Origin of the sequence: Paraburkholderia ribeironis (genome assembly GCF_900019265.1) — a bacterium.
GTDB lineage: Bacteria > Pseudomonadota > Gammaproteobacteria > Burkholderiales > Burkholderiaceae > Paraburkholderia > Paraburkholderia ribeironis.
On record NZ_CYGX02000064.1, the window covers coordinates 22,450 to 46,722 of the forward strand.

The 24,273-nt window shown below is 64.1% G+C and carries 21 protein-coding genes; 11 read left to right on the forward strand and 10 right to left on the reverse strand.

Annotated elements, in window-relative coordinates; translation table 11 throughout:
* The first annotated feature begins 42 nt into the window (after positions 1-42).
* Together BN2475_RS25760 and BN2475_RS25765 are read left to right on the forward strand one after the other, a co-directional pair.
* Positions 43-1,707 carry a DUF1800 domain-containing protein gene (locus BN2475_RS25760; RefSeq protein ID WP_094782296.1) on the forward strand — a complete coding sequence of 555 codons (1,665 nt, stop codon included), beginning with the start codon at positions 43-45 and terminating at the stop codon, positions 1,705-1,707.
* 5 nt (positions 1,708-1,712) lie between these two features.
* The gene (locus tag BN2475_RS25765; protein ID WP_094782358.1) at positions 1,713-2,867 is read left to right on the forward strand and encodes a DUF1501 domain-containing protein; all 1,155 of its coding nucleotides are present in this window, start codon (positions 1,713-1,715) and stop codon (positions 2,865-2,867) included.
* Positions 2,868-3,101: 234 nt separating this feature from the next.
* On the opposite strand, the gene BN2475_RS25770 is transcribed toward BN2475_RS25765, so the two are convergent.
* Both BN2475_RS25770 and BN2475_RS25775 read right to left on the reverse strand, forming a co-directional pair.
* Positions 3,102-3,644, reverse strand: coding sequence for a flavin reductase (locus tag BN2475_RS25770; RefSeq protein WP_094782359.1), 543 nt, complete (start codon positions 3,642-3,644; stop codon positions 3,102-3,104).
* A gap of 115 nt (positions 3,645-3,759) precedes the next feature.
* Positions 3,760-5,154, reverse strand: a complete 1,395-nt coding sequence (locus BN2475_RS25775) for an LLM class flavin-dependent oxidoreductase (protein ID WP_094782297.1) — start codon at positions 5,152-5,154, stop codon at positions 3,760-3,762.
* A 270-nt stretch (positions 5,155-5,424) separates the two neighbouring features.
* On the opposite strand from BN2475_RS25775, the gene BN2475_RS25780 reads away from it, so the two are divergent.
* Positions 5,425-5,994, forward strand: coding sequence for a helix-turn-helix domain-containing protein (locus BN2475_RS25780; protein ID WP_094782298.1), 570 nt, complete (start codon positions 5,425-5,427; stop codon positions 5,992-5,994).
* Positions 5,995-6,149: 155 nt separating this feature from the next.
* On the opposite strand, the gene BN2475_RS25785 is transcribed toward BN2475_RS25780, so the two are convergent.
* A complete protein-coding gene (locus BN2475_RS25785) occupies positions 6,150-6,521 on the reverse strand; it encodes a BON domain-containing protein (protein WP_094782360.1) in 372 nt (123 codons plus the stop codon).
* Positions 6,522-6,681: 160 nt separating this feature from the next.
* Between BN2475_RS25785 and BN2475_RS33860 the strand changes: the two genes are divergently transcribed.
* Together BN2475_RS33860 and BN2475_RS25790 are read left to right on the forward strand one after the other, a co-directional pair.
* Complete coding sequence (locus BN2475_RS33860; RefSeq protein WP_143325902.1) at positions 6,682-6,873, forward strand: hypothetical protein; 192 nt, start codon at positions 6,682-6,684, stop codon at positions 6,871-6,873.
* 152 nt (positions 6,874-7,025) lie between these two features.
* Entirely contained in the window at positions 7,026-7,760 is a 735-nt protein-coding gene (locus BN2475_RS25790; protein ID WP_245841594.1) for an IclR family transcriptional regulator, read from the forward strand.
* Positions 7,761-7,770: 10 nt separating this feature from the next.
* Here BN2475_RS25790 and BN2475_RS25795 read toward each other — a convergent pair whose 3' ends face one another.
* On the reverse strand, positions 7,771-9,582 hold the full coding sequence (locus BN2475_RS25795) for an acyl-CoA dehydrogenase (protein WP_094782362.1): 1,812 nt from the start codon (positions 9,580-9,582) through the stop codon (positions 7,771-7,773).
* 275 nt (positions 9,583-9,857) lie between these two features.
* Here BN2475_RS25795 and BN2475_RS25800 point away from each other — a divergent pair, with 275 nt between their 5' ends.
* The 5 genes from BN2475_RS25800 (at position 9,858) to BN2475_RS25820 (ending at position 16,509) form a co-directional block, all read left to right on the forward strand.
* Positions 9,858-10,631, forward strand: coding sequence for an SDR family oxidoreductase (locus BN2475_RS25800; protein WP_094782299.1), 774 nt, complete (start codon positions 9,858-9,860; stop codon positions 10,629-10,631).
* A 99-nt stretch (positions 10,632-10,730) separates the two neighbouring features.
* Positions 10,731-11,954 carry an acyl-CoA dehydrogenase family protein gene (locus BN2475_RS25805; RefSeq protein WP_094782300.1) on the forward strand — a complete coding sequence of 408 codons (1,224 nt, stop codon included), beginning with the start codon at positions 10,731-10,733 and terminating at the stop codon, positions 11,952-11,954.
* A 138-nt stretch (positions 11,955-12,092) separates the two neighbouring features.
* Complete coding sequence (locus BN2475_RS25810) at positions 12,093-13,892, forward strand: long-chain fatty acid--CoA ligase (protein WP_094782363.1); 1,800 nt, start codon at positions 12,093-12,095, stop codon at positions 13,890-13,892.
* Positions 13,889-15,436, forward strand: a complete 1,548-nt coding sequence (locus BN2475_RS25815; RefSeq protein WP_094782301.1) for a class I adenylate-forming enzyme family protein — start codon at positions 13,889-13,891, stop codon at positions 15,434-15,436. Before BN2475_RS25810 ends, BN2475_RS25815 begins: the two co-directional genes overlap by 4 nt.
* Positions 15,437-15,603: 167 nt before the next feature.
* On the forward strand, positions 15,604-16,509 hold the full coding sequence (locus BN2475_RS25820; protein WP_094782302.1) for an SDR family oxidoreductase: 906 nt from the start codon (positions 15,604-15,606) through the stop codon (positions 16,507-16,509).
* Between the two features lie 126 nt (positions 16,510-16,635).
* Here BN2475_RS25820 and BN2475_RS25825 read toward each other — a convergent pair whose 3' ends face one another.
* From BN2475_RS25825 to BN2475_RS25845, 5 genes are all read right to left on the reverse strand, one after another.
* On the reverse strand, positions 16,636-17,820 hold the full coding sequence (locus BN2475_RS25825) for an ABC transporter substrate-binding protein (protein ID WP_094782303.1): 1,185 nt from the start codon (positions 17,818-17,820) through the stop codon (positions 16,636-16,638).
* Positions 17,821-17,883: 63 nt separating this feature from the next.
* Positions 17,884-18,591, reverse strand: coding sequence for an ABC transporter ATP-binding protein (locus BN2475_RS25830; protein ID WP_094782304.1), 708 nt, complete (start codon positions 18,589-18,591; stop codon positions 17,884-17,886).
* Positions 18,578-19,342: an ABC transporter ATP-binding protein gene (locus BN2475_RS25835; protein ID WP_094782364.1), complete on the reverse strand. Its 765-nt coding sequence runs from the start codon at positions 19,340-19,342 to the stop codon at positions 18,578-18,580. The genes BN2475_RS25830 and BN2475_RS25835 overlap by 14 nt, the downstream gene beginning before the upstream one ends.
* Positions 19,335-20,345 (reverse strand): branched-chain amino acid ABC transporter permease, encoded by a 1,011-nt coding sequence (locus BN2475_RS25840; RefSeq protein WP_094782305.1) that lies wholly within the window; start codon positions 20,343-20,345, stop codon positions 19,335-19,337. The genes BN2475_RS25835 and BN2475_RS25840 overlap by 8 nt, the downstream gene beginning before the upstream one ends.
* Positions 20,342-21,205: a branched-chain amino acid ABC transporter permease gene (locus tag BN2475_RS25845; protein ID WP_425435568.1), complete on the reverse strand. Its 864-nt coding sequence runs from the start codon at positions 21,203-21,205 to the stop codon at positions 20,342-20,344. Before BN2475_RS25845 ends, BN2475_RS25840 begins: the two co-directional genes overlap by 4 nt.
* A gap of 514 nt (positions 21,206-21,719) precedes the next feature.
* Here BN2475_RS25845 and BN2475_RS25850 point away from each other — a divergent pair.
* Positions 21,720-22,487 (forward strand): class II aldolase/adducin family protein, encoded by a 768-nt coding sequence (locus BN2475_RS25850; protein ID WP_094782307.1) that lies wholly within the window; start codon positions 21,720-21,722, stop codon positions 22,485-22,487.
* A 118-nt stretch (positions 22,488-22,605) separates the two neighbouring features.
* On the opposite strand, the gene BN2475_RS25855 is transcribed toward BN2475_RS25850, so the two are convergent.
* On the reverse strand, positions 22,606-23,652 hold the full coding sequence (locus tag BN2475_RS25855) for a porin (RefSeq protein ID WP_094782308.1): 1,047 nt from the start codon (positions 23,650-23,652) through the stop codon (positions 22,606-22,608).
* Between the last annotated feature and the right edge of the window lie 621 nt (positions 23,653-24,273).

Sequence of the window (24,273 nt, forward strand, 5' to 3'; positions counted from 1 at the left end):
GCGGCGGCCGTTTAAAGGCTATCCACTGCCGCAGAGGATGGTATGACTCACTCACCGAATCTGACTGCCGCGGCGATTGCGCTAAACCGCTTCGGCCTCGGCGCGCGTCCCGACGACACACCGCCCACCGATCCGCAAGGCTGGCTGCTCGCGCAGTTCGAGCAGTATGAACCGCTACCCACCGCTTGGGCGAGCCAACCGGGCTCGGTGGCGCTGTCGACCGAGCTGGCGCAGCAGCGCATGCAATTCGAGCAGCAGGCGCGGCAAAAGCCGGAAGAGGGCGCGGCTGGTGGTGCGAGCAGTGGCGTGAGCGGCGATCTGGCGGATGCGCGGAGCATGGCGCTGGCGGGTGCACGAACCCTTGCTCGAGCCAATGCTCAATCCATCTCGCAAGACAATCCTCAAACCAGCCCGCAATCCGCGACACAATCCGCTGCTCAGTCTGCAACTCAATCCGAAAAGCAAATTGCCAGGCATAACGAACGAAAAACCATCCGCGTCGAAATACTCGACATGTACCGTGCATCGGTCAATGCGCGCGTGACGAGCGCCTTGAGCACGCCGACGCCGTTCGTCGAACGGCTGGTGCATTTCTGGGCCAACCACTTCGCGGTTTCCACCGAGAAGCCGGGCGTCGCCGCGCTGGCTGGCTCATTCGAAGCGGAGGCGATCCGCCCACACGTGCTCGGCCGTTTCGAGGACATGCTGGTGGCCGTCGAACGTCATCCGGCCATGCAGCTGTTTCTCGATCAGCCCCGCTCGGTCGGACCGGACAGCGTGGCGGCGATACGCGCGGCGCAGCGCAATCCGGAGCGCAAACGCGGGCTGAACGAGAATCTGGCGCGCGAGATCATGGAGCTGCACACACTCGGCGTGCGCAGCGGCTATAGCCAGGAAGACGTCACCGAATTCGCCCGTGCGCTGACCGGCTGGAGTCTCGCCGGCAATTCAACGAACGCGGCCAATCCGGCTAAGGCGGCCAGCCTCGGCAACATGGGCAACATAGGCAACGCGAACGCGCACGCGATGCAACCGAACGCCGCGCCCGGCACCTTCGTGTTTCGCGCGGCCCTGCACGAGCCAGGTTCGCGCACCATCATGGGACGCAGCTACGACCAGGCAGGTGAACAGCAGGCGCTCGCGATCTTGCATGACCTCGCCCACGCGCCGGCGACGGCGCAGCATATCGGCGTCAAGCTGGCCCGGCACTTCGTCGGCGACAATCCACCGCCTGACGTGAGCGCGCGGCTCGCGAGCGCGTTCGAGCACAGCGGCGGCGATTTGCCCACCGTGTACCGCGCGTTGCTCGACACGCCGCAAGCGTGGTCGGCCACGGCAGTGAAGTTCAAGACGCCATGGGAGTGGGCCATTTCGTCGATGCGCGGACTCGGCTGGCGCGATCCCGGCACGCTGCAGAGCGCGCCCATCCTCACGCAACTCGGTCAGCCGGTGTGGCGGCCGGGCTCGCCCGCCGGCTACGACGACATCGCCGCGAGTTGGGCCGCGCCCGATGCGCTGGTGCGTCGGGTCGAAATGGCGCAGCGCTTCGCCGCGCGGGTGGGTGACCGGCTCGATGCACGCTCGCTCGGCGAGACTCTGCTGGCCGGATCGCTCAGTGCGCCGACGGCCGCCGCCGTGTCGCGAGCGGAGAGTGTATCCACCGCGATCGCGCTGTTGCTGGTCTCGCCGGACTTTCAACGGAGATGAATGCCATGCTGTCACGCCGCCAGTTTCTGAGCGTCGCCGCTGCCGCTGCCGGCGCTGGCGCGCTGCTCGTGTCGCCGCGCATCGCGTTCGCCAGCGTCGCCACCGATCGCCGCTTCGTGTTCGTGATCCAGCGCGGCGCCGCCGACGGTCTGAACATCGTCGTGCCGTATGCCGAACCCGCCTACGCGACATTGCGTGGCGCGCTCGCAATCGACACGTCGAACGCGCCGCGTCTCGACGGCAGCTTCGCGCTGCATCCGGCGCTCGCGCAGACCGCCGCGATGTATGCGAACCACGAGGTGGTATTCGTGCACGCGGTAGCGTCGCCGTATCGCGACCGCTCGCACTTCGATGGGCAGAACGTGCTCGAGACCGGCGGCGCATCGCCGTATCAGATCAGGGACGGCTGGCTCAACCGGCTCGTCGCGCAGTTGCCCGCCACGCGAGAAAACGCGATCGCCTTCGCGCCGACCGTGCCGATGGCGTTGCGCGGCACGGCGGCGGTGAGCTCGTATGCACCCTCGGCACTCCCGCAGGCGCCCGACGATCTGCTCGCGCGGGTCTCGCAGCTCTACGAGCAGGATGCGCAATTGCGGCCGCTATGGGAGTCGGCGATGACCACGCGTGGCCTCGCGGGCGCTGCCGGCGCGCGCCAGGATCCGGCCAGCCTCGGCAAGCTCGCCGCTGGTTTTCTGTCGCGCGAAGACGGTCCACGGATCGCGATGATCGAAACCGGCGGCTGGGACACGCACAGTGCGCAGAACGCGCGCCTCGCCAACCAGTTGAAGGCGCTCGACACGATGCTCGCGGCGTTGCGCGACGGCATGGGTCCAGCATGGAGCAAGACCACCGTGCTGGTCGCGACGGAGTTCGGCAGAACCGCGGCCGCCAACGGCACGGGCGGCACCGATCACGGCACCGGCTCGGTGGCGATGGTGCTGGGCGGTTCGGTGCAAGGTGGACGGGTGATCGCCGATTGGCCTGGTCTTGCGCCGCACGACTTGTATGAAGCGCGTGATCTGAAACCGACTACGTCGCTCGATGCGTTGATCGCGGGTGCGGCGAGTGAAAGTCTCGGACTCGATCCTCAGCGCACGGCGGCGGCGCTGTTTGGACAGGCGAGGGCGGCGCGGCCGTTGACGGGTATCGTGCGTGGCTGATTGTGGTCGATGAGTGGCTGATGAGTGGCTGATGAGTGGCTGATGAGTGGCTGATGAGTGGCTGATGAGTGGCTGATGAGTGGCTGATGAGATGGCCGATGAGTGGCTGATGAGATGGCCGATGAGTGGCCGATGAGTGGCCGATGAGTGGCCGATGAGTGGCCGATGAGAATCGGCGCGACCGTATGGTTACCCGATCTGAACTCGCCGCCGTGTCACCGATGCGACGTTCGCTTATCCAGCCGGGCAATCTGCAGGCGCACCGCTTTGAGGCGCATGCATCGCGTGCACGGACAACTCACCGACGCGATGATACCGACGGCCGTAGTAAATCAGTGCGTCACCGGCGCCTTGAGTATGCGCGGCCTTCACCGCGCAGAAAAACACCGTGTGCGTGCCGACTTCGGTGACCGATTCGATCTCGCAGTCCAGCGACGCCAGCGCGCCATCCAGCACCGGTGCGCCGGTCACGAGGCTGGTCCATTGCGCGGCGGCGAAGCGCTCGTCGAGCGGTAGCGCGTTGGTTGCGAAGTGCGCCGCGAGCGCCTGCTGCTCCGCGCTCAGCACGTTGACGCAAAGCTTGCCGTTGGCGCGAAAGGCCGCGTTGTTGCGGCTGCTGCGATTGATGCAGACGAGCAGCGTAGGCGGCTCGTCCGTCACGCCGCAGACCGCCGATGCGGTGCAGCCGGCGCGACCCGCGACGCCGTCGCTCGTGATGATGTTGACGGCCGCACCGAGTCCGGCCATGGCATCGCGGAAGCTGCGCTTGTCAAGCATGTGAGCCTCTGTTGAAAATGTTGCGCGCTGGACGGTACGCAGGGTACGTGCGAAACGTGCAGCCCGCGCGGCAGGCATGGCATGCTGCGCGAGAATCGACCGCGCGCATGTGACCTCAACCACGCCCATCGTCCGTTACAGCCGTGGCGCAAGCCGGCGCACGAAAGCGTGCCGCAGTGTGTGTCACCGGCAGACGCGCATGACCGAACAGCTTTTCGCGCAGCGTGCCGTCGCGATACGCGCGCTTGTACGCGCCGCGTTCCTGCAGGATCGGTACCACCAGCTCGATGAAATCCTCAAAGCACTCCGGCGCGACGGTGCGCGACAGATTGAAACCGTCCACGCCGGTTGCCTCGGTCCATGCAATCAGTTCGTCCGCGATCCGTTCGGCCGAACCAACCAGCGGCGTCTGCCGGCTGCCCAGTTGCATCTGTTCGAGCAATTTGCGTTTGGTCCACTGCGGACCCGCGGCGCGCGTCATCGCTTCGACGTTCGATACGATCGCCTGGCTCTTGCCGGTTTCGATCGGTTCGTCGAGATCGTAGCGAGCGAAGTCGATGCCGAGCGACGCCGCCGCATGCACGAGCGCCGCCTCGGAACTGACGTAACGCCGGTAGTCCTCGTACTTGTCTTGCGCCTCGCGATCCGTGCGGCCAGTGATGACTGTCTGGCCGAGCAGCACCTTGATATCGTCCGCGCGGCGACCGCCCGCGACGGCGTGCGCGCGAATATCGTCGACGATTGCTTTGACCGCTGGCTTCGCCTGGCCGTTGACGAACACGCACTCGGCGTGCGCGGCGGCGAACTGCTTGCCGCGCGTGGACGAGCCGGCCTGATAGAGCACCGGCGTGCGTTGCGGCGACGGCTCGCTCAGATGCATCGCGTCCACCCGATACTGCTTGCCGCGATGATGGATGACATGAACCTTCGCCGCGTCCGCGTAGATGCGCTGCGCCTTGTCACGCAGCACCGCGTCGTCTTGCCAGCTGCACTCCCACAGTTTGTAGACCAGTTCCATATATTCGTCGGCGAGGTCGTAGCGATCGTCGTGTGCCATCTGGCCGGTCAGACCGATCGCACGCGATGCGCTGTCCAGGTAGCCGGTGACGATGTTCCAGCCGACCCGCCCGCGCGTCAGATGATCGAGCGTCGACATGCGCCGTGCGAACAGATAGGGTTGCTCGACCGAGAGATTGGACGTGACGCCGAACGACAGATGACGCGTTACCGCGGCCATTGCCGGAATCAGCAGCGTCGGGTCGTTGACCGGCACCTGCACGGCGCCGCGAATCGCCGCGTCGGGATTGCCACCGTAGACGTCGTAGACACCCACCACGTCGGCGAAAAAGATGCCGTCGAACAGACCCGCTTCCAGCGTGCGCGCGTAGTCGGTCCAGTACTGCAGGTCCGTGTAACGCGTGGACTGGTCGCGCGGATGAGTCCACATGCCTTGCTGGATGTGACCGACGCAGTTCATGTCAAATGCGTTGAGAACGATTTCCTTCGGCATGGTGTGTTCCGGCTGAAATGAACGAATGCTGGCGGCTGACGTCTAGCTGCAGTCTGCCCGCATGGTCGGACAGCAGCTGTAGGCCTGAAGCTGTCCGTTTAATATAGTGGACAAAAAATCACTATGCAAGACGTTGTTGCCCATTGTCGTGCGCGCTCTGGTTCTCTTCTAACGGGCTTGACGAGCATAGCGGCCTGCGCGGCGCGCGCCGATCGCGGGATTGCGTCGATATAATTTCGCGGTGCTCACTTTATCCATGATGATCCAGCCATGTCCGATTCCGCTGCTATCGATCTGACCCAGGCGATTTCCGCGCGTGTGAAGACCGAGCGCGAAGCGCGCAACTGGTCGCTGAGCGAGCTGGCGGAGCGCTCGGGCGTCTCGAAGGCGATGATCAGCAAGATCGAGCGCGGCGAGGCGAGTCCCACCGCGACGGTGCTCGGTCGCCTGTCGGGCGCGTTCGGGCTGACCTTGTCGACGCTGCTGGCGCTCGCCGAGCAGACCGGCGAGCGGCTCGTGCGTCAGGCGGACCAGGCAGTCTGGCAGGACCCCGAAACGGGTTATACGCGGCGGCGGATTTCACCACCGACGGGCGGCGTGCTGGAGTTGCTCGAGATCGAGTTGCCGGCGGGCGTGAAGGTGCCTTATCCGCCGGATGCATTCGTGTTTCAGCATCAGCAGATCTGGGTAACGCAAGGGGTGTTGACGTTTCGTGAGGGCAGCCAGACCTACCGGCTTGAAGCGGGGGATTGTCTGCAGCTCGGCGCGCCGGTCGAGTGCGAGTTCTTCAATGCGGGCGACGAGGTTTGCCGCTATGTCGTCGGCCTCGTGCGACGCTGAGGATTCCAGATACCAGGAATATGCCGGAAAAAAGCAGGGAAAAGCAAAAAAGCAGTAGAGCAGGCGACACCTCACGCTGACAGTTCACGATTGGTGGCGCCGCCCGTCGTCATTAAACACGACCTTCGCAGGACCTTCGCAGGACCGTCGGCCGCTCAACCTCCACCGCCTCCGCCTTGCACGCCAAGCGTGATCCTGTTGGTTACCGTCTTCACGCCAGCGACTCCTTTGGCAACCTCCGCGGCCTGCTGGATCTGGCCGCCCTCGGGCACCGATCCGGTCAAAGTCACCGCGCCACTGCGTGCCCGCACGAACACGTTCGACACATTGAAGCCCGGCGCCCTGGCCAGCGCGCGCCGTACGTCGCGACCGAGCTTGCGGTCTGCCTGACGCGTCGATTTGGCGGCGGCGGCCGGTGACGCCGCTTCGGCCGGCGACGCCGCTTCAGTTGCCTGGGCATAGGCGCTGGATGCGGTTGCCAGACACAATGCAATACCAAGCGCCTTCACAAGATTGACTGTTTTCACGTTTTCTCCATCCTCGATAAGTTGATGATGTCGCATCGTTACATGTCAAAAACCGCGCGCTTGCGAGCCTGGGTCCTCTCACGAGGAACGCCTGTCCCTGTAGAAGAGTGCCGCTACCGCGCTCCCGGCGCGTTTAAACAATACTCCAGCCAACGCGCTCATGCTGGAAAAACTGCTGCGAAGATTCGTGGTGCGCGGCTCGCGGATGATCGTCGCAACCACTCGTCAACAGTCCGCATTAAAGGCATTACACGTTTCAGACTATAATTTTGCAGCCCGGATCACCCTCGATCCGAGGTCGCGGTTTGTCCTTTCAGATGCAACCGTTTCGCGGGAGCGCGTTCCGTTTTGAGCAAAACCCATCACAGCCCGACCGATCATCCGATCGACGGCCCGAGCGTCGACGAGGCGGCGCGGAGCACGGCTTCATCCGCGCGAGCGCCCGTCGTCGCAACCCGAACCGCGCACGAAGCACATAAGGATGACCGGCACTTCGTCACGTCGCTGGCGCGTGGGCTCGAAGTGCTGGCCTGTTTTCGCTCCGGCGACAAATCGCTGAGCAATCAGGAATTGGCCTTGCGGTGCCGGCTGCCCAAATCGACGGTATCGCGCCTCACTCATACGCTGACGCTGCTCGGCTATCTGATCCATCTGAAAGAGAGCGGCAAGTACCGGCTCGGCACGGCCTCGCTCGCACTGGGCAGCGCGATGCTCGCGCGCCTCGACGTTCGCAAGATCGCGCGGCCCGTGATGCAGGAACTCGCCGACATCTGCCGCGCCACGGTTTCACTGGGCACGCGCGACCGGCTCTCGATGATCTACGTGGAAAACTGCCGGGGCTCGGTGGCGCTCACGCTGACGCTGGAAGTCGGCTCGCGTATTCCGGTGGCAACGTCCGCGATTGGCCGCGCATGGCTCGCGGCGATTCCCGAACACGATCGTCTGAGCTTCATGGAGCAGGTGCGCGAACTCGATCACGTGGCATGGCCGAAAACGCGTCGCGGCATTGAGAAGGCGCTCGACGATTACCGCACGCTCGGTGTGACGACGTCATTCGGCGACTGGCAGAAAGACGTGAACGGCATTGCGCGTGCGTTTCAGCCGGGCGGCGAACTGCCGATCATGGCGATCAACGTGGGCGGACCGTCGTTCAAACTCTCGAAAGAGTTTCTGCTGGAAGAAGTGCGGCCACGCCTGATCGACGTGGTGACGCAACTCGAAGTTGCGCTATCGCATTGAGCGGCGGCGCTCAGAACCATTGCGGCGCCATGCTGAGCGTGGTGTCGTCGAGAGTGCGCAGCGTGGTGAGCATCAATGCGACGCGCGGCAATTCCCAGCGGAAGAACCACTGGCACGCGTGTAGCTTGCCGCGATAGAAGTCCGTGTCCGTATCTGTTTCGCTGCGCGACTCGGCTAGCGCGGCGTTCGCAACGATCGCCTGCCTTAGCCACGTCCACGCAATCACGACATGACCGAATGCTTCGAGAAACGCATTCGCGTTGGCGAGCGCGCGTTCGCTATCGTGCGCCAACGCGGGCAGCAGTGCGTCGACCGTGGCGGCCAGATCGCGCCATGCATGGCCGAGCGCATCCGCATGCGCGTGCAGCGGCGCGTGGCTGCGCGCCGCTTCGATCGTGCGCTGCACTTCGCGCGCCAGCAGCCCGAGCGCGGCGCCCTGTTTCATCACGACCTTGCGGCCCAGCAGATCGATCGCCTGAATGCCGTGCGTGCCTTCGTGGATCATGTTCAGCCGGTTGTCGCGATAGAACTGTTCGACCGGATACTCGCGCGTGTAGCCGTAGCCGCCGTGAATCTGGATCGCGAGGCTATTCGCTTCGAGACACCACTGCGACGGCCACGACTTCACCACCGGCGTGAGCAGATCGAGCAGCAGACCCGCCTCGGCGCGCGCCGCGTCGCTCTCGCCGGTGTTCTGTTCGTCGACGAGGCGCGCCGCATACAGGCATAGTGCGTAAGCGCCTTCTACATAAGCCTTCTGCGCAAGCAGCATGCGACGCACGTCGGCGTGTTCGATCAGCGGCACTTGCGGATCGAGCGGATTCTTGTTGTCGGGCTTGCGTCCTTGCGGCCGCACGCGTGCGTATTCGAGCGATGCCAGATAGCCGCGATAGCCGAGCATGACGGCGCCAAGGCCCACGCCGATGCGCGCCTCGTTCATCATGTGGAACATGGAGGCGAGACCGTGGTGCGGTTCGCCGACCAGCTCGCCGATGCACTCGCCATGCTCGCCGAACGACAGCATCGTCGACGTGGTGCCGCGCCACCCCATCTTGTGAATCAGCCCCGTGAGCGCGACATCGTTGCGCGCGCCGAGACTGCCGTCGTCGTTGACATGGAATTTCGGCACCGTGAACAGCGAGATGCCTTTGACGCCCGGCGGCCCGCCGGGAATGCGCGCGAGCACGAGATGCACGATGTTCTCGCTCAGCTCGTGATCGCCGGCTGAAATGAAAATCTTGTTGCCGCGAATCGAATAGGTGCCGTCTTCGTTCGGCGTGGCGCTGGTGACGAGATCGGACAGGCTGGAGCCCGCTTGCGGTTCGGTGAGCGCCATGGTGCCGAAGGCGCGGCCGTCGAACAGCGCCTGCAGGTACTTGCGCTTTTGCGCCGCGCTGCCGAAACGTTCGATAACGTTTGCATTCGCGGTGGTCAGCATCGCGTAGGACGAGGTCGCGATATTGGCGCTCTTGAACAGCGACAGGCACGCAAACGAAATCACCGACGGCAGCTGCATGCCGCCCCACGCATAGTCTTTGCCCGCCGCGAGGAAGCCGGTGGCACGCAACGCATCGAGCGCGTCTTTCACTTCGGCCGGCAGCGTGACCCGTTGACCATCGAATTGCGGTTCGTGCTCGTCGGACAGACGGTTATGCGGCGCGAACCTGTCGACCGCCACCGCATGCGCGGTATCGAGCGCGGCGGTGAAGGTCTCGCGGCTGTGATCGGCATGGCGCGTGCGCCGCGTGAGCATCTCGGCCTCGAGCACTTCGAAGAGCTGAAATTCCAGGTCACGTGGGTTGATGATCAGCGCATCTTGCATGAAAGAAGACCCATCCAGAGTTAAGCCGCTATGCAGAACGACCAGGAAGCCGACCACGCGACGCGCAGCGGAACCACGCTCGCGCGAATCGGCGCAGCCCGATTGAAATTGCGCCATGCGGGTTAGCCCCAATGAACCACACGGCGCCGATGCGTGTCAGTTTATAACGAAAGTGAATGAGCGTGCTTTTATTTACACGCTCAAGTTCGGCACGTATGATGGTCGAACAATATGGAATACGAAGCTGCATAGCAGAACACTCTGGAGGAGCGCGCATGTCTGTGAAAGACCTGTTTCAACTGGACGGCAAGATTGCATTGATCACCGGCGGCTCGCGCGGCCTCGGCCTGCAAATGGCCGAAGCGCTCGGCGAGATGGGCTGTCGTGTCGCGATCACCGCGCGCAAGGCCGACGAACTCGCCGAAGCGAAAACGCATCTGCAAAGTCGCGGCATCGAGGTGCTGACGATCGTGAACGACTTGCAGCGCTTCGAGGGCATCCCCGGTCTGGTCGACGAAGTGCTGGGTCTGGACGGCCGCATCGACATCCTCGTGAACAATGCGGGCGCAACGTGGGGCGCGCCGGCCGAAGACTATCCGGACGACGCCTGGCACAAGGTGATGAATCTGAACGTCAATGCGCCGTTTTTCCTCGCACGCGAAGTCGGCAAGCGCAGCATGATTCCGCGACGCGCGGGCAAGATCGTCAATATCGCGTCGGTGGCCGGACTGAAGGGCTCACCACCCGGCATGAACACGATTGCGTACAACACGTCGAAGGCCGCAGCGATCAACTTCACGCGGGCGCTGGCGGCGGAGTGGGGCAAGTACAACATCAACGTCAACGCGATCTGTCCGGGCTTTTTCCCGTCGAAGATGTCGGCAGGACTCCTCGACAAACTCGAAGGCGCGATCATCTCGCGCACGCCGTTGCAGCGTCTGGGCGGCGACGAAGATCTCAAGGGTCCGGTGGTGTTTCTCGCAAGCGAAGCGTCGCGCCACATCACCGGCCAGTATTTCGCGGTGGATGGCGGGTCGATCATCGTCTGATTCGACGCATGCCGTTGCGAAGCGCGGCGCGATCGGCACCGTGCGCGAGCGCCGCGCTTACATAGAAAAGCAGCAACCATCTTGCATGGGAGACGCCGTATGGATTTCCAGCACTCGGACAAGGTCAAGAGTTTGCAGCAGCGCCTGAACGCTTTCATGAACGAGCACGTCTATCCGGCCGAGGCGGTTTTCGACGCGCAGATGGACGCCGCGCGTGAGTCCGGCAATCGCTGGCAACCGGCGCCGGTGATCGAGCAACTGAAAGAGCAGGCGAAGGCCGCTGGTCTGTGGAACCTGTTTCTGCCCGAGTCGAAATACGGAGCGGGCCTCACTAACCTCGAATACGCGCCGCTCTGCGAAATCATGGGGCGCTCGCATATCGGCGCGGAACCGTTCAACTGCTCGGCGCCGGATACCGGCAACATGGAAACGCTGGTGCGTTATGCGACGCCCGAGCAGCAACAGCAATGGCTGCTGCCGCTGCTCGACGGCACGATCCGCTCGGCGTTCGCAATGACGGAGCCGGCGGTGGCATCGTCCGATGCGACCAACATCGAGGCGCGCATCGTGCGCGACGGCGATCATTACGTGCTGAACGGCCGCAAATGGTGGACCTCGGGCGCGAACGATCCGCGCTGCAAAATCCTGATCTTCATGGGCAAGTCCGACCTGGATCATCCAAACCGGCATCAGCAGCAGTCGATGATTCTGGTGCCGATGGACACGCCCGGCGTCAAGGTGCTGCGCCATCTGCCGGTATTCGGCTACGACGACGCTCCGCACGGCCACGCCGAAATCGCTTTCGAGAACGTGCGCGTGCCGGCGAGCAACATGCTGCTCGGCGAAGGACGTGGCTTCGAGATCGCGCAGGGCCGGCTCGGACCGGGGCGTATCCATCACTGCATGCGCCTGATCGGCCGCGCCGAGCGGGCACTCGAGGCGATGTGCCGCCGCTCGCTCGACCGCGTCGCGTTCGGCAAGCCGCTCGCGGAGCAGGGCGTGACGCGCGAGCGGATCGCCAACGCGCGCATCATGATCGACCAGACGCGCTTTCTGGTGCTCAACGCCGCGTACAAGATGGATACGGTCGGCAACAAGGACGCGCGCCAGGAAATCGCGATGATCAAGGTCGCCGCGCCAGCCATGGCGTGCCAGGTGATCGATTGGGCGATGCAGGTGCACGGCGGCGGCGCGGTCAGCGACGACTTCGGCCTCGCGCGTGCCTATGCGAGCTCGCGCACGCTGCGTTTCGCCGACGGCCCCGACGAGGTGCATCGCAACGCGATCGCCAGCATGGAACTTGGACGACATCTCGGGCGCTGAACACGTCCATCGGATCCGTCGGGCCGATCAGGTCCATCAGCGTCGCGCTACGCCGCAAGCCACGCGCGTTCGCCACGCGGCGCACGTAAATTGAAGCGCGGCGGCAGTGAAACGCGCACAGACAAGCAGGAGACGCCTATGAACGAACGCCATCATCCGCATTGGCCGCCGCAAGTACCGTTGCATCTGACGCTGCCGCAGACCAACATTTTCTATAACGCCGAAGTCTCGGCGGCGCGCTTTCCTGACAAGCCATTTATCGTCTTCTACGACACGCCGGTGTCGTTCGCCGAATTCAAAAACGAGGCCGAGCGGATCGCGGGCTTTCTGCAGCAGGAGTGCCGCGTCAAGGCGGGCGACCGCGTGCTGCTCTACATGCAGAACAGTCCGCAATGGATCATCGCGTACTACGGCATTCTGCGAGCCAACGCGGTCGTGGTGCCGGTCAATCCGATGAACATGAGCGCCGAACTCGCGCACTATGTCGAGGATAGCGGCGCGACCACGATCATCGCGCCGCAATGCCTGTTCGCGAATGTCGAGCCGCTGATCGGCAGCGGGCCGGGCCAGGGTCTCGAGCACGCGATCGTCGCGACGTATAGCGATTATCTGAAGCGGCCGTCGCCGATCGCCGTGCCCGAATTCATCGCGGCGCCGCGCAAGACGTTCGACCTCGACGGTGTCACGTCGTGGCAAGCGGTGCTCGACCGGCATCTCCAACCCGGCCCGCTCACCGCGGGTGCCGACGATCTGTGCGTGATGCCCTACACGTCCGGCACCACCGGCAGACCGAAGGGCTGCATGCACACCCATCGCAGCGTGATGAGCACGCTGCTCGGCGGTTGCGTGTGGTTCGTGGCGCCAGCGGACGGCGTCCATCTGTCGGTGTTGCCGTTTTTTCACGTGACCGGCATGCAGGGCGGCATGAACAGCGCGGTCTACACCGGCGCGACGATCGTCGTGCTGCCGCGCTGGGATCGCGACGCGGCTGCGCTATGCATGCAGAAATATCGCGTCACCGCATGGCAATCGATCTCGACGATGATGGTCGACTTTCTGTCGAACCCGAAGCTCGGCGACTACGACCTGTCCAGTCTGATTGGTGCACGCGGCGGTGGCGCGGCGATGCCGGACGCGATCGCGCGCAAGCTCAAGGCGTTGACCGGGCTCGATTATGTCGAAGGCTACGGGATGTCGGAGACGATCGCCGGCACGCATATCAACCCACCACATCGGCCGAAACCGCAGTGCCTGGGAATCCCCGTGTTCGATGTCGATTCGCGGGTGATCGACCCGGTCACGCTGCAGGAAGTGGCGCAAGGCGAAACCGGCGAAATCGTCGTCAACGCGCCGCAGGTGATGCAGGGATACTGGCGCAATCCGCAGGCGACCGAAGAGGCGTTCATCGAACTGGACGGCAAGCGTTTTCTGCGCACCGGCGACCTCGGTCATGTCGACGAAGACGGTTATTTCTTCATGACCGATCGCCTCAAGCGCATGATCAATGCGTCGGGCTACAAGGTCTGGCCGGCCGAGGTCGAGGCGCTGATGTACCGCCATCCGGCGATTCACGAAGTGTGCGTGATCGGCGTGAAGGACGAGAAGCGCGGCGAGACCGTGAAGGCGCTGGTGGTGCTGAGCGCGGCGCATGCGGGCACGACCAGCGCGCAGGAGATCATCGACTGGGCGCATGAGCAGATGGCGTCGTACAAGGCGCCGCGCATCGTCGAGTTCGTCGCGTCGCTGCCGAAGTCCGGCAGCGGCAAGATCCTGTGGCGCAAGTTGCAGGAAGAGGACGCAGCGCGCACGGCAGCGGCCGCTGGCGGCAAGCCCGGCAATCCCGGCAACACCGGCAACACCGGCAACACCGGCAACACCGGCAACACCGGCAACACCGGCAACACCGGCAACGGCAGCAATGGAGGCGCGGCGCAATGACAGGGTTTGAAGCGTTGCTGGACGAACCGTTCGTCTGCATCACCGACGCGCTGCGCCGCTTTGCGAAAGAGCGCGGCGAGCATCCGGCACTGATCTGTGACGATGAGGTCGTGACTTACGCGGCGCTCGATGCGCGCGTCGATCGTTTTGCCGCGGCGTTGCAACGCGACGGCATTCAGCCGCGCGAGGCGATTGCGTTGTGCGCGAGCGCGTCGGTGGACTATGCGGTCGCGTTTCTCGGCGGCTTGCGCGCGGGGGCGGCGGTCGCGCCGTCGTCGAGCGCGCCGAGCCTCGTCGGCATGATCGGCAACTCGGGGGCGCGGCTGTTGTTCATCGATGCCGAGGTCCAGCGTTTGCTCGAACCGGTCGCCGTGGACATCGGCGCGGTGCCGATCGCGCTCGACGCGCACGCGGGCAGCACCGCGCTCGACACGTGGCTCGGGCCGCACGGCACGACGCCCGAGCCGGTGACGATCGAGCCGGCGTGGCCGTTCAACATCATCTATTCATCCGGCACCACCGGCACGCCGAAAGGCATCGTGCAGTCGCACGGTATGCGCTGGGCCTACGCGGTACGCAGCATGCAGCGCGGCTATGGACCCGACGCGACGACGCTGATTGCCACGCCGCTGTATTCGAACACGACGCTCGTGAGCTTCATGCCGACCCTGACGTTCGGCGGCACGGTCGTACTGATGGCGAAGTTCGACACCACGCGTTATCTGCAACTGGCGCAGCGGTATCGCGTCACGCACACGATGCTCGTACCGGTCCAGTATCAGCGGCTGATGGCGCATCCTGAGTTCGACCGCTACGACCTGTCCAGCTTCCAGGCCAAGTTCTGCACCAGCGCGCCGTTCGCGGCGAGCCTCAAGGCCGACGTGGTGCGCCGCTGGCCCGGCAAGCTGACCGAATACTACGGCATGACCGAAGGCGGCGGCTCGTGCCAGCTGGAGGCCGACGCATGGCCGACCAAGCTGCATTCGGTCGGCCGGCCGATGGAAGGGCACGACATCCGTCTGATCGACGAACACGGCAACGAGGTGGCGGCGGGCGAGGTCGGCGAAGTAGTCGGCCATTCACCCGCGATGATGACCGGCTACTACCGTCAGCCCGACAAGACTGCGGAGGCGCAGTGGTACGACCCGAGCGGCAAGCGCTTCATTCGCACAGGCGACATGGGCCGCTTCGACGACGACGGCTTTCTGACGCTGCTCGATCGCAAGAAAGACATGATCATTTCAGGCGGCTTCAACGTGTATCCGAGCGATCTCGAGGCCGAAGTGAGTCAGCATCCGGACGTCGCGGAGGTAGCCGTGGTCGGCGTGCCGTTGGAGCAATGGGGCGAGACGCCCGTTGCATTCGTGGTGTGTCGTGCGCATGCGCGGATCGACGCCATCAGCTTGCTCGAATGGGTCAACGCGCGGCTCGGCAAGATGCAGCGGCTCTCGGCGCTGAGCTTGGTCGACAGCCTGCCGCGCAGTGCGATCGGCAAGGTATTGAAACGCGAATTGCGCGAGCGGTTTTATCCGGCGGCGCGCTAGCGCGGGCCATCGGCGCGCAGTCGCATCGTGCATGCGTGCATGCGTGCATGCGTGCATCTGCATCGTGCGTCGCGCATCGTGCGTCGCGCATCGTGCGTCGCGCATCACAATCAGCATCGGCTGATATCGACTGTCCGCAACGAAACGAACGCGCAAGAGGACAACGCATGGACAATTTCGCAGGTAAGGTCGCGGTGATCACTGGTGCGGGCTCCGGCTTCGGCCGGGAGTTCGCGAGGCTCGGCGCACAGCTTGGCATGCGGCTCGTGCTGGCCGACGTGCAACAGGACGCGCTCGACGCGACCTTCGCCGAAGTGAGCGCGGGCGGCGCGCAGGCAATCACGCGCCGCGTGGACGTGGCGAACGGCGACGAGGTCGACGCGCTCGCGCGGGCTACGCTCGATGCGTTCGGCAGCGTGCATCTCGTGTTCAACAATGCGGGGGTGGGCGGCGCCGGCGGGCTCGTGTGGGAGAACACGGAGCGCGACTGGCAATGGCTGCTCGGCGTCAATCTGTGGGGTGTGATCCACGGCGTGCGCGCGTTCACGCCGCTGATGCTGGAGGCGGCGCGCCGCGATGCCGGCTATCGGGCGCACATCGTCAATACGGCGTCGATGGCGGGCCTGCTCAATCCACCGATGATGGGCCCTTATAACGTGTCCAAGCACGCGGTGGTATCGCTGACGGAATCGTTGTACCAGGATCTCTCGCTGGTCACGCGGCAGGTGGCGTGCTCGGTGCTCTGTCCGTACTTCGTGCCGACTGGCATTGCCAACGCGCATCGCAACAGGCCGTCCGAACTCGCCAACGAAACGCCGCCAACGTTGTCGCAACGCGTGTCGCGCGCTCTGAGCGAGAAGGCGGTGAATTCGGGGAAAGTCAGCGCGCAACAAGTCGCGGCGATGGTGTTCGATGCGATCCGTGAAGAGCGGTTCTATGTCTTCTCGCATCCGCACGCGCTCGGCGCGGTCAAAACGCGGGCGGAAGATATCGTGACGCCGCGCAATCCCACCGATCCGTTCGCTGAACGGCCGCACGTGCGCGAGCAGATCGTCGATGCGTTGAAGGGGTAAATGAAGCGGTGAAGAGCAGGGCGAGGAGCAGGCCGGCTTCGCTTCAGGCGCCAAACTTCAACCTTCAAAACGAAAAGGCGCGGTTCATAGCCGAACCGCGCCTTTCCGTATCCACTCAAAAAACCATCACTTCGCCGCGGTAAGCGTATTCAACGTCGCGGCCTTCAACTGTCCACCCTGAACGACCGCCGCCAGCGGATTGCCGATCACGAAGCCGCCGCGCTCATCGACGCCCGTCACGCTTTGCGGATTGTTCTGCGGCGGCAACGCCTTCACGGCCTTATCGAACTGATTGCGGATCGCGGTCGCGTCGCTGGTGCTGCCGGCCAGTTTCATCGCAAGCGCCGTCGCATAGACCGCCGTGTAGTTCAGCGACACTTCCTGGCTTGGATCACGCCCGCCATGACTCTTGCGGAACCGTTCGACGAAGGCCTTCGCATTCGGCGTGTCATCGTTGGCGAGCGGCAGCACACCGACCGCGCCGTTCAGCGGCGCGTAGCCGCTGGTGACCTTGGCCACTTCGTCGAGCTTGGCCTGATCCATCACGATGAAGCCGCCCTTGAAGCCCAACTCGCGCGCCTGCTGCGCGACGAGGCCGGTCGGCTCGGACGGTCCGCCAATGAACATCACATCAGGCTTGGCCGCGAGCACGCGGCTCACGCCGCTGTAGAAATCGGTGGCGCGGTTATACGACATCGCGTTGTCGGCGACGATCATGCCGCCGGCCGCTTCCCATGCAGGCTTGAACGCGGCGACCCAGACCTTGCCGTAGTCGGTATCGGTGGCGGCCAGCGCGACCTTCTTGCCGTAGGTCGCCATTTCATACTTGATGAACGCGCTCAGATACGATGTGAACGCGGGCGGAATTCGCACGGTCAATTTGTTACCACGCTCGCTGATCTGCGGGACGCTGGTGTAGGACAGCAACAGGAGCTTCTGCTGTTCGTTGCTGGTCTGCACCGCGAAGCCGCCGCCCGAGTGCGGCACGAGCACCACGGTGGCCTGCTGCTCTTGCGCAAGACGCCGTGCGTTGATCGCCGTTTCGCTGGGGTTGTACTTGTCGTCGAGCGGGACGATTTCGAACCTGATCTTCTTGCCAGCGACCTCGATGCCTGCCTGATTGACGTCGGCGGCCGCCATCTGCATGCCGTCGAGCACTTCCTGACCGTACTTCGCCGCGCCGCCGCTCAGGGGCCCGGAAAAGCCGATGTGCACTACCTGCTGCGCCATCGCGGTGCCGGCGCTCATCAGCGTGGTCGTGGCGACTGCCGCAATCAGCGCGGCGCGGCCGCGCAAGCGTTTGATCGTCATATAGTTCTCCCTGGAAAAATTGCGATGTGCCGGCGCTCGCCACGCGGCACTGTATGGAACGCGTCAGCCGCCGACATACGCGCGGCGGATCGCTTCGTTATTCATCAGGCTCGCGTGATCGCCTTCGAGCACGATGCGGCCGTTCTCGATCACGTACGCGCGGTGCGCGATCTTCAACGCCGCGAACGCGTTCTGCTCCGCGAGCAGCACAGTCGTCCCGGCCCGATTGATCTGCTGGATCACCTCGAACACCTGCTTGACCACCAGCGGCGCGAGACCGAGCGACGGCTCGTCGAGCAGCAGCACCTTGGGGCGGGCCATCATCGCGCGGCCGATCGCGACCATCTGCTGCTGGCCGCCGGACAGCGCGCCGGCCGCGTGATCCTTGCGTTCGGCCAGCAGCGGAAAGAGGGCGAACACCTGCTCGAGGTTGCGCTGGTTGCCGGCCTTGTCGCCGCGATGCACATAAGCGCCGAGCGTGAGATTCTTCAGTACCGACATGCCGGGAAACAGCTTGCGCCCCTCGGGACATTGGATCACGCCGCTGCGCACGATCTGCGCGGGCGTCATGCCGAGCAGCTCACGAGTGCCGAAGCGCAGGCTGCCGCTCGCCGTGCGGCGCAAGCCGCTCGTCGCCAGAAAGATCGAGCTCTTGCCCGCGCCATTGGCGCCGAGCAGCACGACCAGTTCGCCGTCGTCGGCGTGCAGGTTGATGCCGTCCAGCGCGCGGAAGCTGCCGTAATCGAGCGCGAGGTTATCAAACTTCAGCATGCTCGCTCCCGAGATATGCGTCGATCACAGCCGGATTCGCACGAATTTCGGCAGGCGTGCCCTTGGCGATTTTCCGGCCGTAGTTCAGCACCATGATGCGATCCGCCAGCTTCATGATCATGTTCATCTTGTGTTCGACGAGGCACACCGTGACGCCGTGTTTCACCAGCTTGCGGATCAGTTCGGCAAGGCCTTCGGTCTCCTCCGGATTCACGCCGCCCGCCGGTTCGTCGAGCAGCATCAGGCTCGGTTCGGTGGCGAGCGCGAGGGCGACGGCCGCCCGCTTGCGCTCCTCCTGCGAGATGTCGCCGGCCATCCGTGCGGCGATCGCCGACAGGCCGACGAAGTCGAGCGCCTCGCGCGCCTTGTCGCGGCAGATGCGTTCCTCGCGCTGCAGACGCGACGAATGCAGGAGCACGTCCCACAATCCTGAGTGCGTGCGCAGGCGGTGGCCGACGATCAGGTTGTCCAGCACGCTGGCCCGATCGAACAGTGCGGTGGACTGAAACGTGCGCGCGACGCCGAGGCGCGCCATCTGATCGGCGCCCAGCTTCGTCACGTCGCGGCCTTTGAAACAGATGCGTCCCGAGCTCGGCAGATGAGTGCCGCTGATCAGATTGAAGAAGGTGGTCTTGCCCGCGCCGTTCGGTCCGATGATCGCATTGATCTTGCCGGCTTCGATGCGCGTGCTGACGTCGTCGACCGCGACGAGGCCGCCGAAGCGTTTGCTGAGCGAGTCGATTTCAAGCATGACGGTCTCCATGCGCGGGTTGCGACTGGCGCGCGCCGACGCCGCCGGTCGACGCCGGCCTGTGCGCGCGCCGCACCTTGAGCGCCTGATACAGGCCGACGATCCCGTTGGGCAGGAAGATCACCAGCAGGATCAGGATCGGCCCGAACACGACGAAGCGGTACGCCTGCAGAAACTGCAGATACTGCGTGAGCCACGGCACGATCAGTGCGCCGAGCAGCGGACCGGCGAGCGTGCCGAGGCCGCCGACCAGCATGTACATGGTCATGTCGAACGTGTGTTCGACGCCCGCGAGGTCGGGGCCGAGAAAGCGCACGGCGCCCGCATACAGTCCGCCCGCAAGCCCCGCATACACGACCGACAGCACGAAGGCCAGCACCTTGTTGCGCATCAGGTTGATGCCGAGCGATTGCGCGAGTCCGTCGCTGTTGCGGATCGCCATGAAGGTTCGGCCGAGCAGCGAATCGACGATACGCTGCATCAGCCATACGCCGAGCACGAGGAACGCGAACACGAGGTAATAGAGCGCGCGGGGATTCTCGAACGAAACGAAGCCGAAACCCGCCGGCGCCGGAATGCCGATGATGTCCGCCACGCCATGCGTGAGACCCTCCCATTTCTCGATCACGAGGAACATGATGTAGCCCACGCACAGCGTGAAGATCGAAAAGTAATGGCCGCGCAGACGCAGCGACACGAGGCCCACCAGCGCGCCAAGCACCGCGACGACGAGGCCCGATGCGATGAACGCGAGCCAGAACGGCACCTGATGATCGACCGTCAGAATGCCGACCGTGTACGCGCCGACCGCCATGAAACCGCCGTGCGCGAGATTGAACTGGCCCGTGTAGCCGGTGATCAGGTTCAGCCCGACGGTGGCCAGCGCGAAGATGTACGCGGTGGACATCACGGTCAGCATGTAGTCGTTGGTGGCGACGAAAGGAAACCCCAGCCCGAGCACGAACAGCAACGTCCAGCCCGGCTTGCCCTCGAGTAGTTTCATGATGCGCGCAGTTCCCTGGTGAAGAGCCCCTGAGGACGAACCGACAGGATCACCACCAGCAGCACGAACGCGATGATGTCCTTGTAGTCGGTCGAGATGTAGAACGCGCCGAAGCTCTCCGCCATGCCGATGATCAGCCCGCCGGCGATCGCACCCGGCACGCTGCCCATGCCGCCGAGAATGATGATCACGAAGGCCTTCAGGATCACCAGCTGGCCCATCGCCGGATAGACGAGGTTGATCGGCGCGTAGAGCGTGGCGGCCACCGCGGCGAGCAGCCCCGAGATGCCGAAGGTGAGCATGGTCACCCGGTTCGCGTCGATGCCCATCAGCGACGCGCCTTCGCGGTCCTGCGCCATCGCGATGATGCTCGAGCCGATCACCGTGAATTTGAGGAACAGTTGCAGCAGCACCACCAGCGCAAACGCGGCACCGATGATCAGCAGGCGTTGCAACGGCGCGCTCACGCCGCCCAGCTCGACGATGCCCGCATAAGGCGTGGGCATGCGATGAAAGTCGGCGCCCCAGATCGCTTGCGCGCCGGCTTCGAGAAAGAGCAGAAGGCCGATCGCGGCGATCATCGGATGCAGCTCGGACGACTTGCGCAGCGGATGAAACACCAGCCGCTCGGCGAGGATCGCGAGCAGCGCGACCGCGAGGCCGGAGCCGACCATCGCGAGCCAGTAGTTCAGGCCGAGCCGGCTCATCAGGTAGAACGACACGAACGCGCCGACCATGTAGAACGCGCCGTGCGCAAAATTCGGCACCGCGAGAATGCCGTACACCAGCGTGAGACCGAGCGCGACGAGGCTGTAAATGCCGCCCAGCGTCAGCCCGTTGAGGACCTGCTGCAAGAACATATCCACGCTTTGACACCCTCCAACTGGACACACGGCGTGAGCGCGGCCCTGGCATCCAGGGATGCAGCGCCAGGCGCCTGATTTGTGGACGGAACAACAGCCGCTCTTCAAGCTTCAAACCACACGACGGCTGCCGACGGTTGAAAACACGCCATCGGGCGCAGACTGCTAAACGCGAGGTGGGATGGTGCGGGACAAATTTGGCACGGGCGTTCGCTTTGCGTCAATAGGTTTTTGCATTCGATCGTTCTGCATTGCAGATTATTAGGGAAGTCACTGAGGCGGCTCGAAGAACCGGCCATGGCCCGCGATGCGCGTTGCAAGAGCGTGGCCAGAGGCGCGCCGATGGATCGTTTGCAATGACTGGCAAGTCGGCTTGACATCGCTTTGCACGCACCAGTAACCTGCAATGCAGAAATCACCGCCCGCCACCGGACGACGTTCCACAGGTCCGCGTAAAGACATCGCAAGGTGGCGGCTTCCCGCCGTGTCCGCGCTCTCATCGAGGTCCCTCATGAACTCCGCACTCGACATTCCCAGCGTTCGTCAGACGGTGTCGCCCGAAGAATGGCAGGTCCGCGTCGACCTCGCCGCCGCGTATCGGTTGGTCGCGTTGTTCGGTTGGGACGACCTGGTGTTCACGCATATTTCGGCGCGCGTGCCGGGCCGCGAGCATGAGTTTCTGATCAATCCGTACGGGCTGTTCTTCGAGGAAATCACCGCATCGAGTCTCGTCAAGGTGGACCACCAGGGGCACCCGGTCATGCCGACGCAGTTCGATGTGAATCCCGCCGGCTTCGTGATTCATAGCGCCGTGCACGCCGCGCGGCCCGACGTCAATTGCGTGCTGCACACGCATACGGCCTATGGCGTCGCCGTCGCCGCGCAACAGGACGGCTTGCTGCCGCTGTCGCAGCAAGCGGGCTTCGTGCTCACCAGCCTCGCGTATCACGACTATGAGGGCGTCGCGTTGCGTGATGCCGAGAAGGCCACGCTCGTCACCGATCTCGGCAGCGCCAATTTCATGATGCTGCGCAATCATGGTCTGCTGACCTGCGGTCGTTCGGTAGCCCAGGCATTCGAGGCGATGTATCTGTTCGAAACCTCATGCCGGATCCAGATTCTCGCGCAGGCGGGCGGCAAGCTGATCGAGGTGTCGCAATCCATCCTCGCGACGATGGACGAGCAGGCGCGCGAAGTGACCAGGGGCAAGGGCGCCGCGCTGGTGTGGCCGGGCTTGCTGCGTCGGCTGACGCGGCACAATCCCGGCTTTGACCAGTAGAAGCCGGCCACGGCGCGTGCGTTCTGGGGCGTTCTCCGGGTTCTCCGGGTTTTCCGTATGACGCCGCTTGCCGCACGCCGCTTGCGCGGCGCGCCAGCGCTGTTGCGCGCGGCCACGGCTAGAACGTATGGCGGATGCCGACATTCACGCCAGCCGTGGTGCCCACCGGCAGGTTCAGTGCGTTGTTGACCGAGAGGCCGGTGCGCATGCCGCCGTGATTCGTCACGAAGCCGACCTGCCCATACGTGACGGTGGCCTTCGACAGCGAATACGCGAACCCCGTCGATGCCAGCACCGAATTGTTCGACGAGTCGTTCGCGTCGCGCGTGACCCACACGCCCGCGTCGACGTTCAATGCCGGTGTGATGCGATAGCTGGCGCCACCCGAATACACGCGATTGTTGAACGAGCCCGCGACCTTGTACTGCACGTACGAGGCTTTCACGGTCAGGTCGTTGAACACGTAGCTCGCGCCGAGCGCGCGGCCGTTGAATTCGACCACGCTTGGCACCGGGATCGACGCGGCGCTGCCACCGGCGTTGCCGCTATATAGCGCGGCATCCATCGTCAAGGAGCCGAGGTGGTAGCGCAGGCTCGCCGAGTACTGGCGGCCCGCCTGGAAATTGCCGGCGGCACCGCCGAGCGCCAGCAGCGCGCTGGCCTGCAGCCCGGCGATTTCAGGCGACGTGTACGAAATAGCGTTGGGATTGAACAGGCCCGTCACGAAGACGTTGTTCAGATAGGTGACGAGACCGCTGCCGAAGTACGACATATCGCGCGGGTCGACGTCGTACACCGCAAGGAAGAACGGCGAGTGCTGCAAGCCGGCCTTGAGCGTGCCGAAGCGGCTGGCCACGCCGACCCAGGCCTCGCGGCCGAACAGGTTGCCGTTCGAATTGCCGAACGCACCGTTGGCGATGCTGACGCCGCTCTCGAGCCCGAAGATCGCCCGCATGCCGCCGCCGAGGTCTTCGGCGCCACGCATGCCGAAGAATGAACCGGACAGGCCGCCGTCGGTGAACGCGTAGCGATGGCCGGCGTTCTGGCCGGTCGTCGGGTCAAGCGCCTTGCTGGTGTAGAGCAGCGACCCGTCGACGATCCCGTACAGCGTGACGCTGCTTTGCGCGTTGGCGTTCTGGGTCGTACCCAGTGCACACGCGCCCATGAGTCCGAGTATGGCTGCGACCCGATTGCGATAACTTGCCGGCATGCTGTGTGTCTCCTTTTTTTTGAATCGAGTGAACTGGCGAAGTAAGGCTGGTGCTGCGCGGTTCTGGCGATCTGTGGCGCGGCGGTGCGATTTCAATGGGCGACCGCGAGCCCTCGTTATTTGTTAAGGAATGCCAGGCATCTGGTCTGCTGGTGCGCGCTGCGGTTGATTGCGCCCGGATCCGTAGCCTCGTGAGCGTGGGGCGGGTCGACTCTAGAAAGCGCTCATCGAATACTTATTGCGCATAGGATGCACGCGCAATTTGGCACGACCGTTCGCTCCGTGTCAACGGGAAAAGTCACCTTTAGGACTGCAATGCAGGCGCAAATAGGGAAAATACCTGGCGCTAATCCGGCGCGTCATTTTTGAGATAAGTGCTTGTAATTGCGAGAAATAATTTGCTTGATGGGGTTGAATGAAAAAACTCGGTGCCGGTTTTTTGTTCTGCATTGCAGAATACGCAGTGAACGAACAGGCTGGCGACAGATGGCTCGATCATTCGACACGTTCACTGAAGCTCACGGCCGATCCGTGTCCGATGGCGCGACTGTAACGTGACACCAGTCTGCGCAATTT

Excerpts from the sequence above, each read along its gene's own strand:
- BN2475_RS25760 (WP_094782296.1), top strand. The coding sequence starts at position 43 with ATGACTCACTCACCGAATCTGACTGCCGCGGCGATTGCGCTAAACCGC.
- BN2475_RS25765 (WP_094782358.1), top strand. The coding sequence starts at position 1,713 with ATGCTGTCACGCCGCCAGTTTCTGAGCGTCGCCGCTGCCGCTGCCGGC.
- BN2475_RS25770 (WP_094782359.1), bottom strand. The coding sequence starts at position 3,644 with ATGCTTGACAAGCGCAGCTTCCGCGATGCCATGGCCGGACTCGGTGCG.
- BN2475_RS25775 (WP_094782297.1), bottom strand. The coding sequence starts at position 5,154 with ATGCCGAAGGAAATCGTTCTCAACGCATTTGACATGAACTGCGTCGGT.
- BN2475_RS25780 (WP_094782298.1), top strand. The coding sequence starts at position 5,425 with ATGTCCGATTCCGCTGCTATCGATCTGACCCAGGCGATTTCCGCGCGT.
- BN2475_RS33860 (WP_143325902.1), top strand. The coding sequence starts at position 6,682 with ATGCTGGAAAAACTGCTGCGAAGATTCGTGGTGCGCGGCTCGCGGATG.
- BN2475_RS25795 (WP_094782362.1), bottom strand. The coding sequence starts at position 9,582 with ATGCAAGATGCGCTGATCATCAACCCACGTGACCTGGAATTTCAGCTC.
- BN2475_RS25800 (WP_094782299.1), top strand. The coding sequence starts at position 9,858 with ATGTCTGTGAAAGACCTGTTTCAACTGGACGGCAAGATTGCATTGATC.
- BN2475_RS25805 (WP_094782300.1), top strand. The coding sequence starts at position 10,731 with ATGGATTTCCAGCACTCGGACAAGGTCAAGAGTTTGCAGCAGCGCCTG.
- BN2475_RS25810 (WP_094782363.1), top strand. The coding sequence starts at position 12,093 with ATGAACGAACGCCATCATCCGCATTGGCCGCCGCAAGTACCGTTGCAT.
- BN2475_RS25815 (WP_094782301.1), top strand. The coding sequence starts at position 13,889 with ATGACAGGGTTTGAAGCGTTGCTGGACGAACCGTTCGTCTGCATCACC.
- BN2475_RS25820 (WP_094782302.1), top strand. The coding sequence starts at position 15,604 with ATGGACAATTTCGCAGGTAAGGTCGCGGTGATCACTGGTGCGGGCTCC.
- BN2475_RS25825 (WP_094782303.1), bottom strand. The coding sequence starts at position 17,820 with ATGACGATCAAACGCTTGCGCGGCCGCGCCGCGCTGATTGCGGCAGTC.
- BN2475_RS25830 (WP_094782304.1), bottom strand. The coding sequence starts at position 18,591 with ATGCTGAAGTTTGATAACCTCGCGCTCGATTACGGCAGCTTCCGCGCG.
- BN2475_RS25835 (WP_094782364.1), bottom strand. The coding sequence starts at position 19,342 with ATGCTTGAAATCGACTCGCTCAGCAAACGCTTCGGCGGCCTCGTCGCG.
- BN2475_RS25840 (WP_094782305.1), bottom strand. The coding sequence starts at position 20,345 with ATGAAACTACTCGAGGGCAAGCCGGGCTGGACGTTGCTGTTCGTGCTC.
- BN2475_RS25845 (WP_425435568.1), bottom strand. The coding sequence starts at position 21,205 with ATGTTCTTGCAGCAGGTCCTCAACGGGCTGACGCTGGGCGGCATTTAC.
- BN2475_RS25850 (WP_094782307.1), top strand. The coding sequence starts at position 21,720 with ATGAACTCCGCACTCGACATTCCCAGCGTTCGTCAGACGGTGTCGCCC.
- BN2475_RS25855 (WP_094782308.1), bottom strand. The coding sequence starts at position 23,652 with ATGGGCGCGTGTGCACTGGGTACGACCCAGAACGCCAACGCGCAAAGC.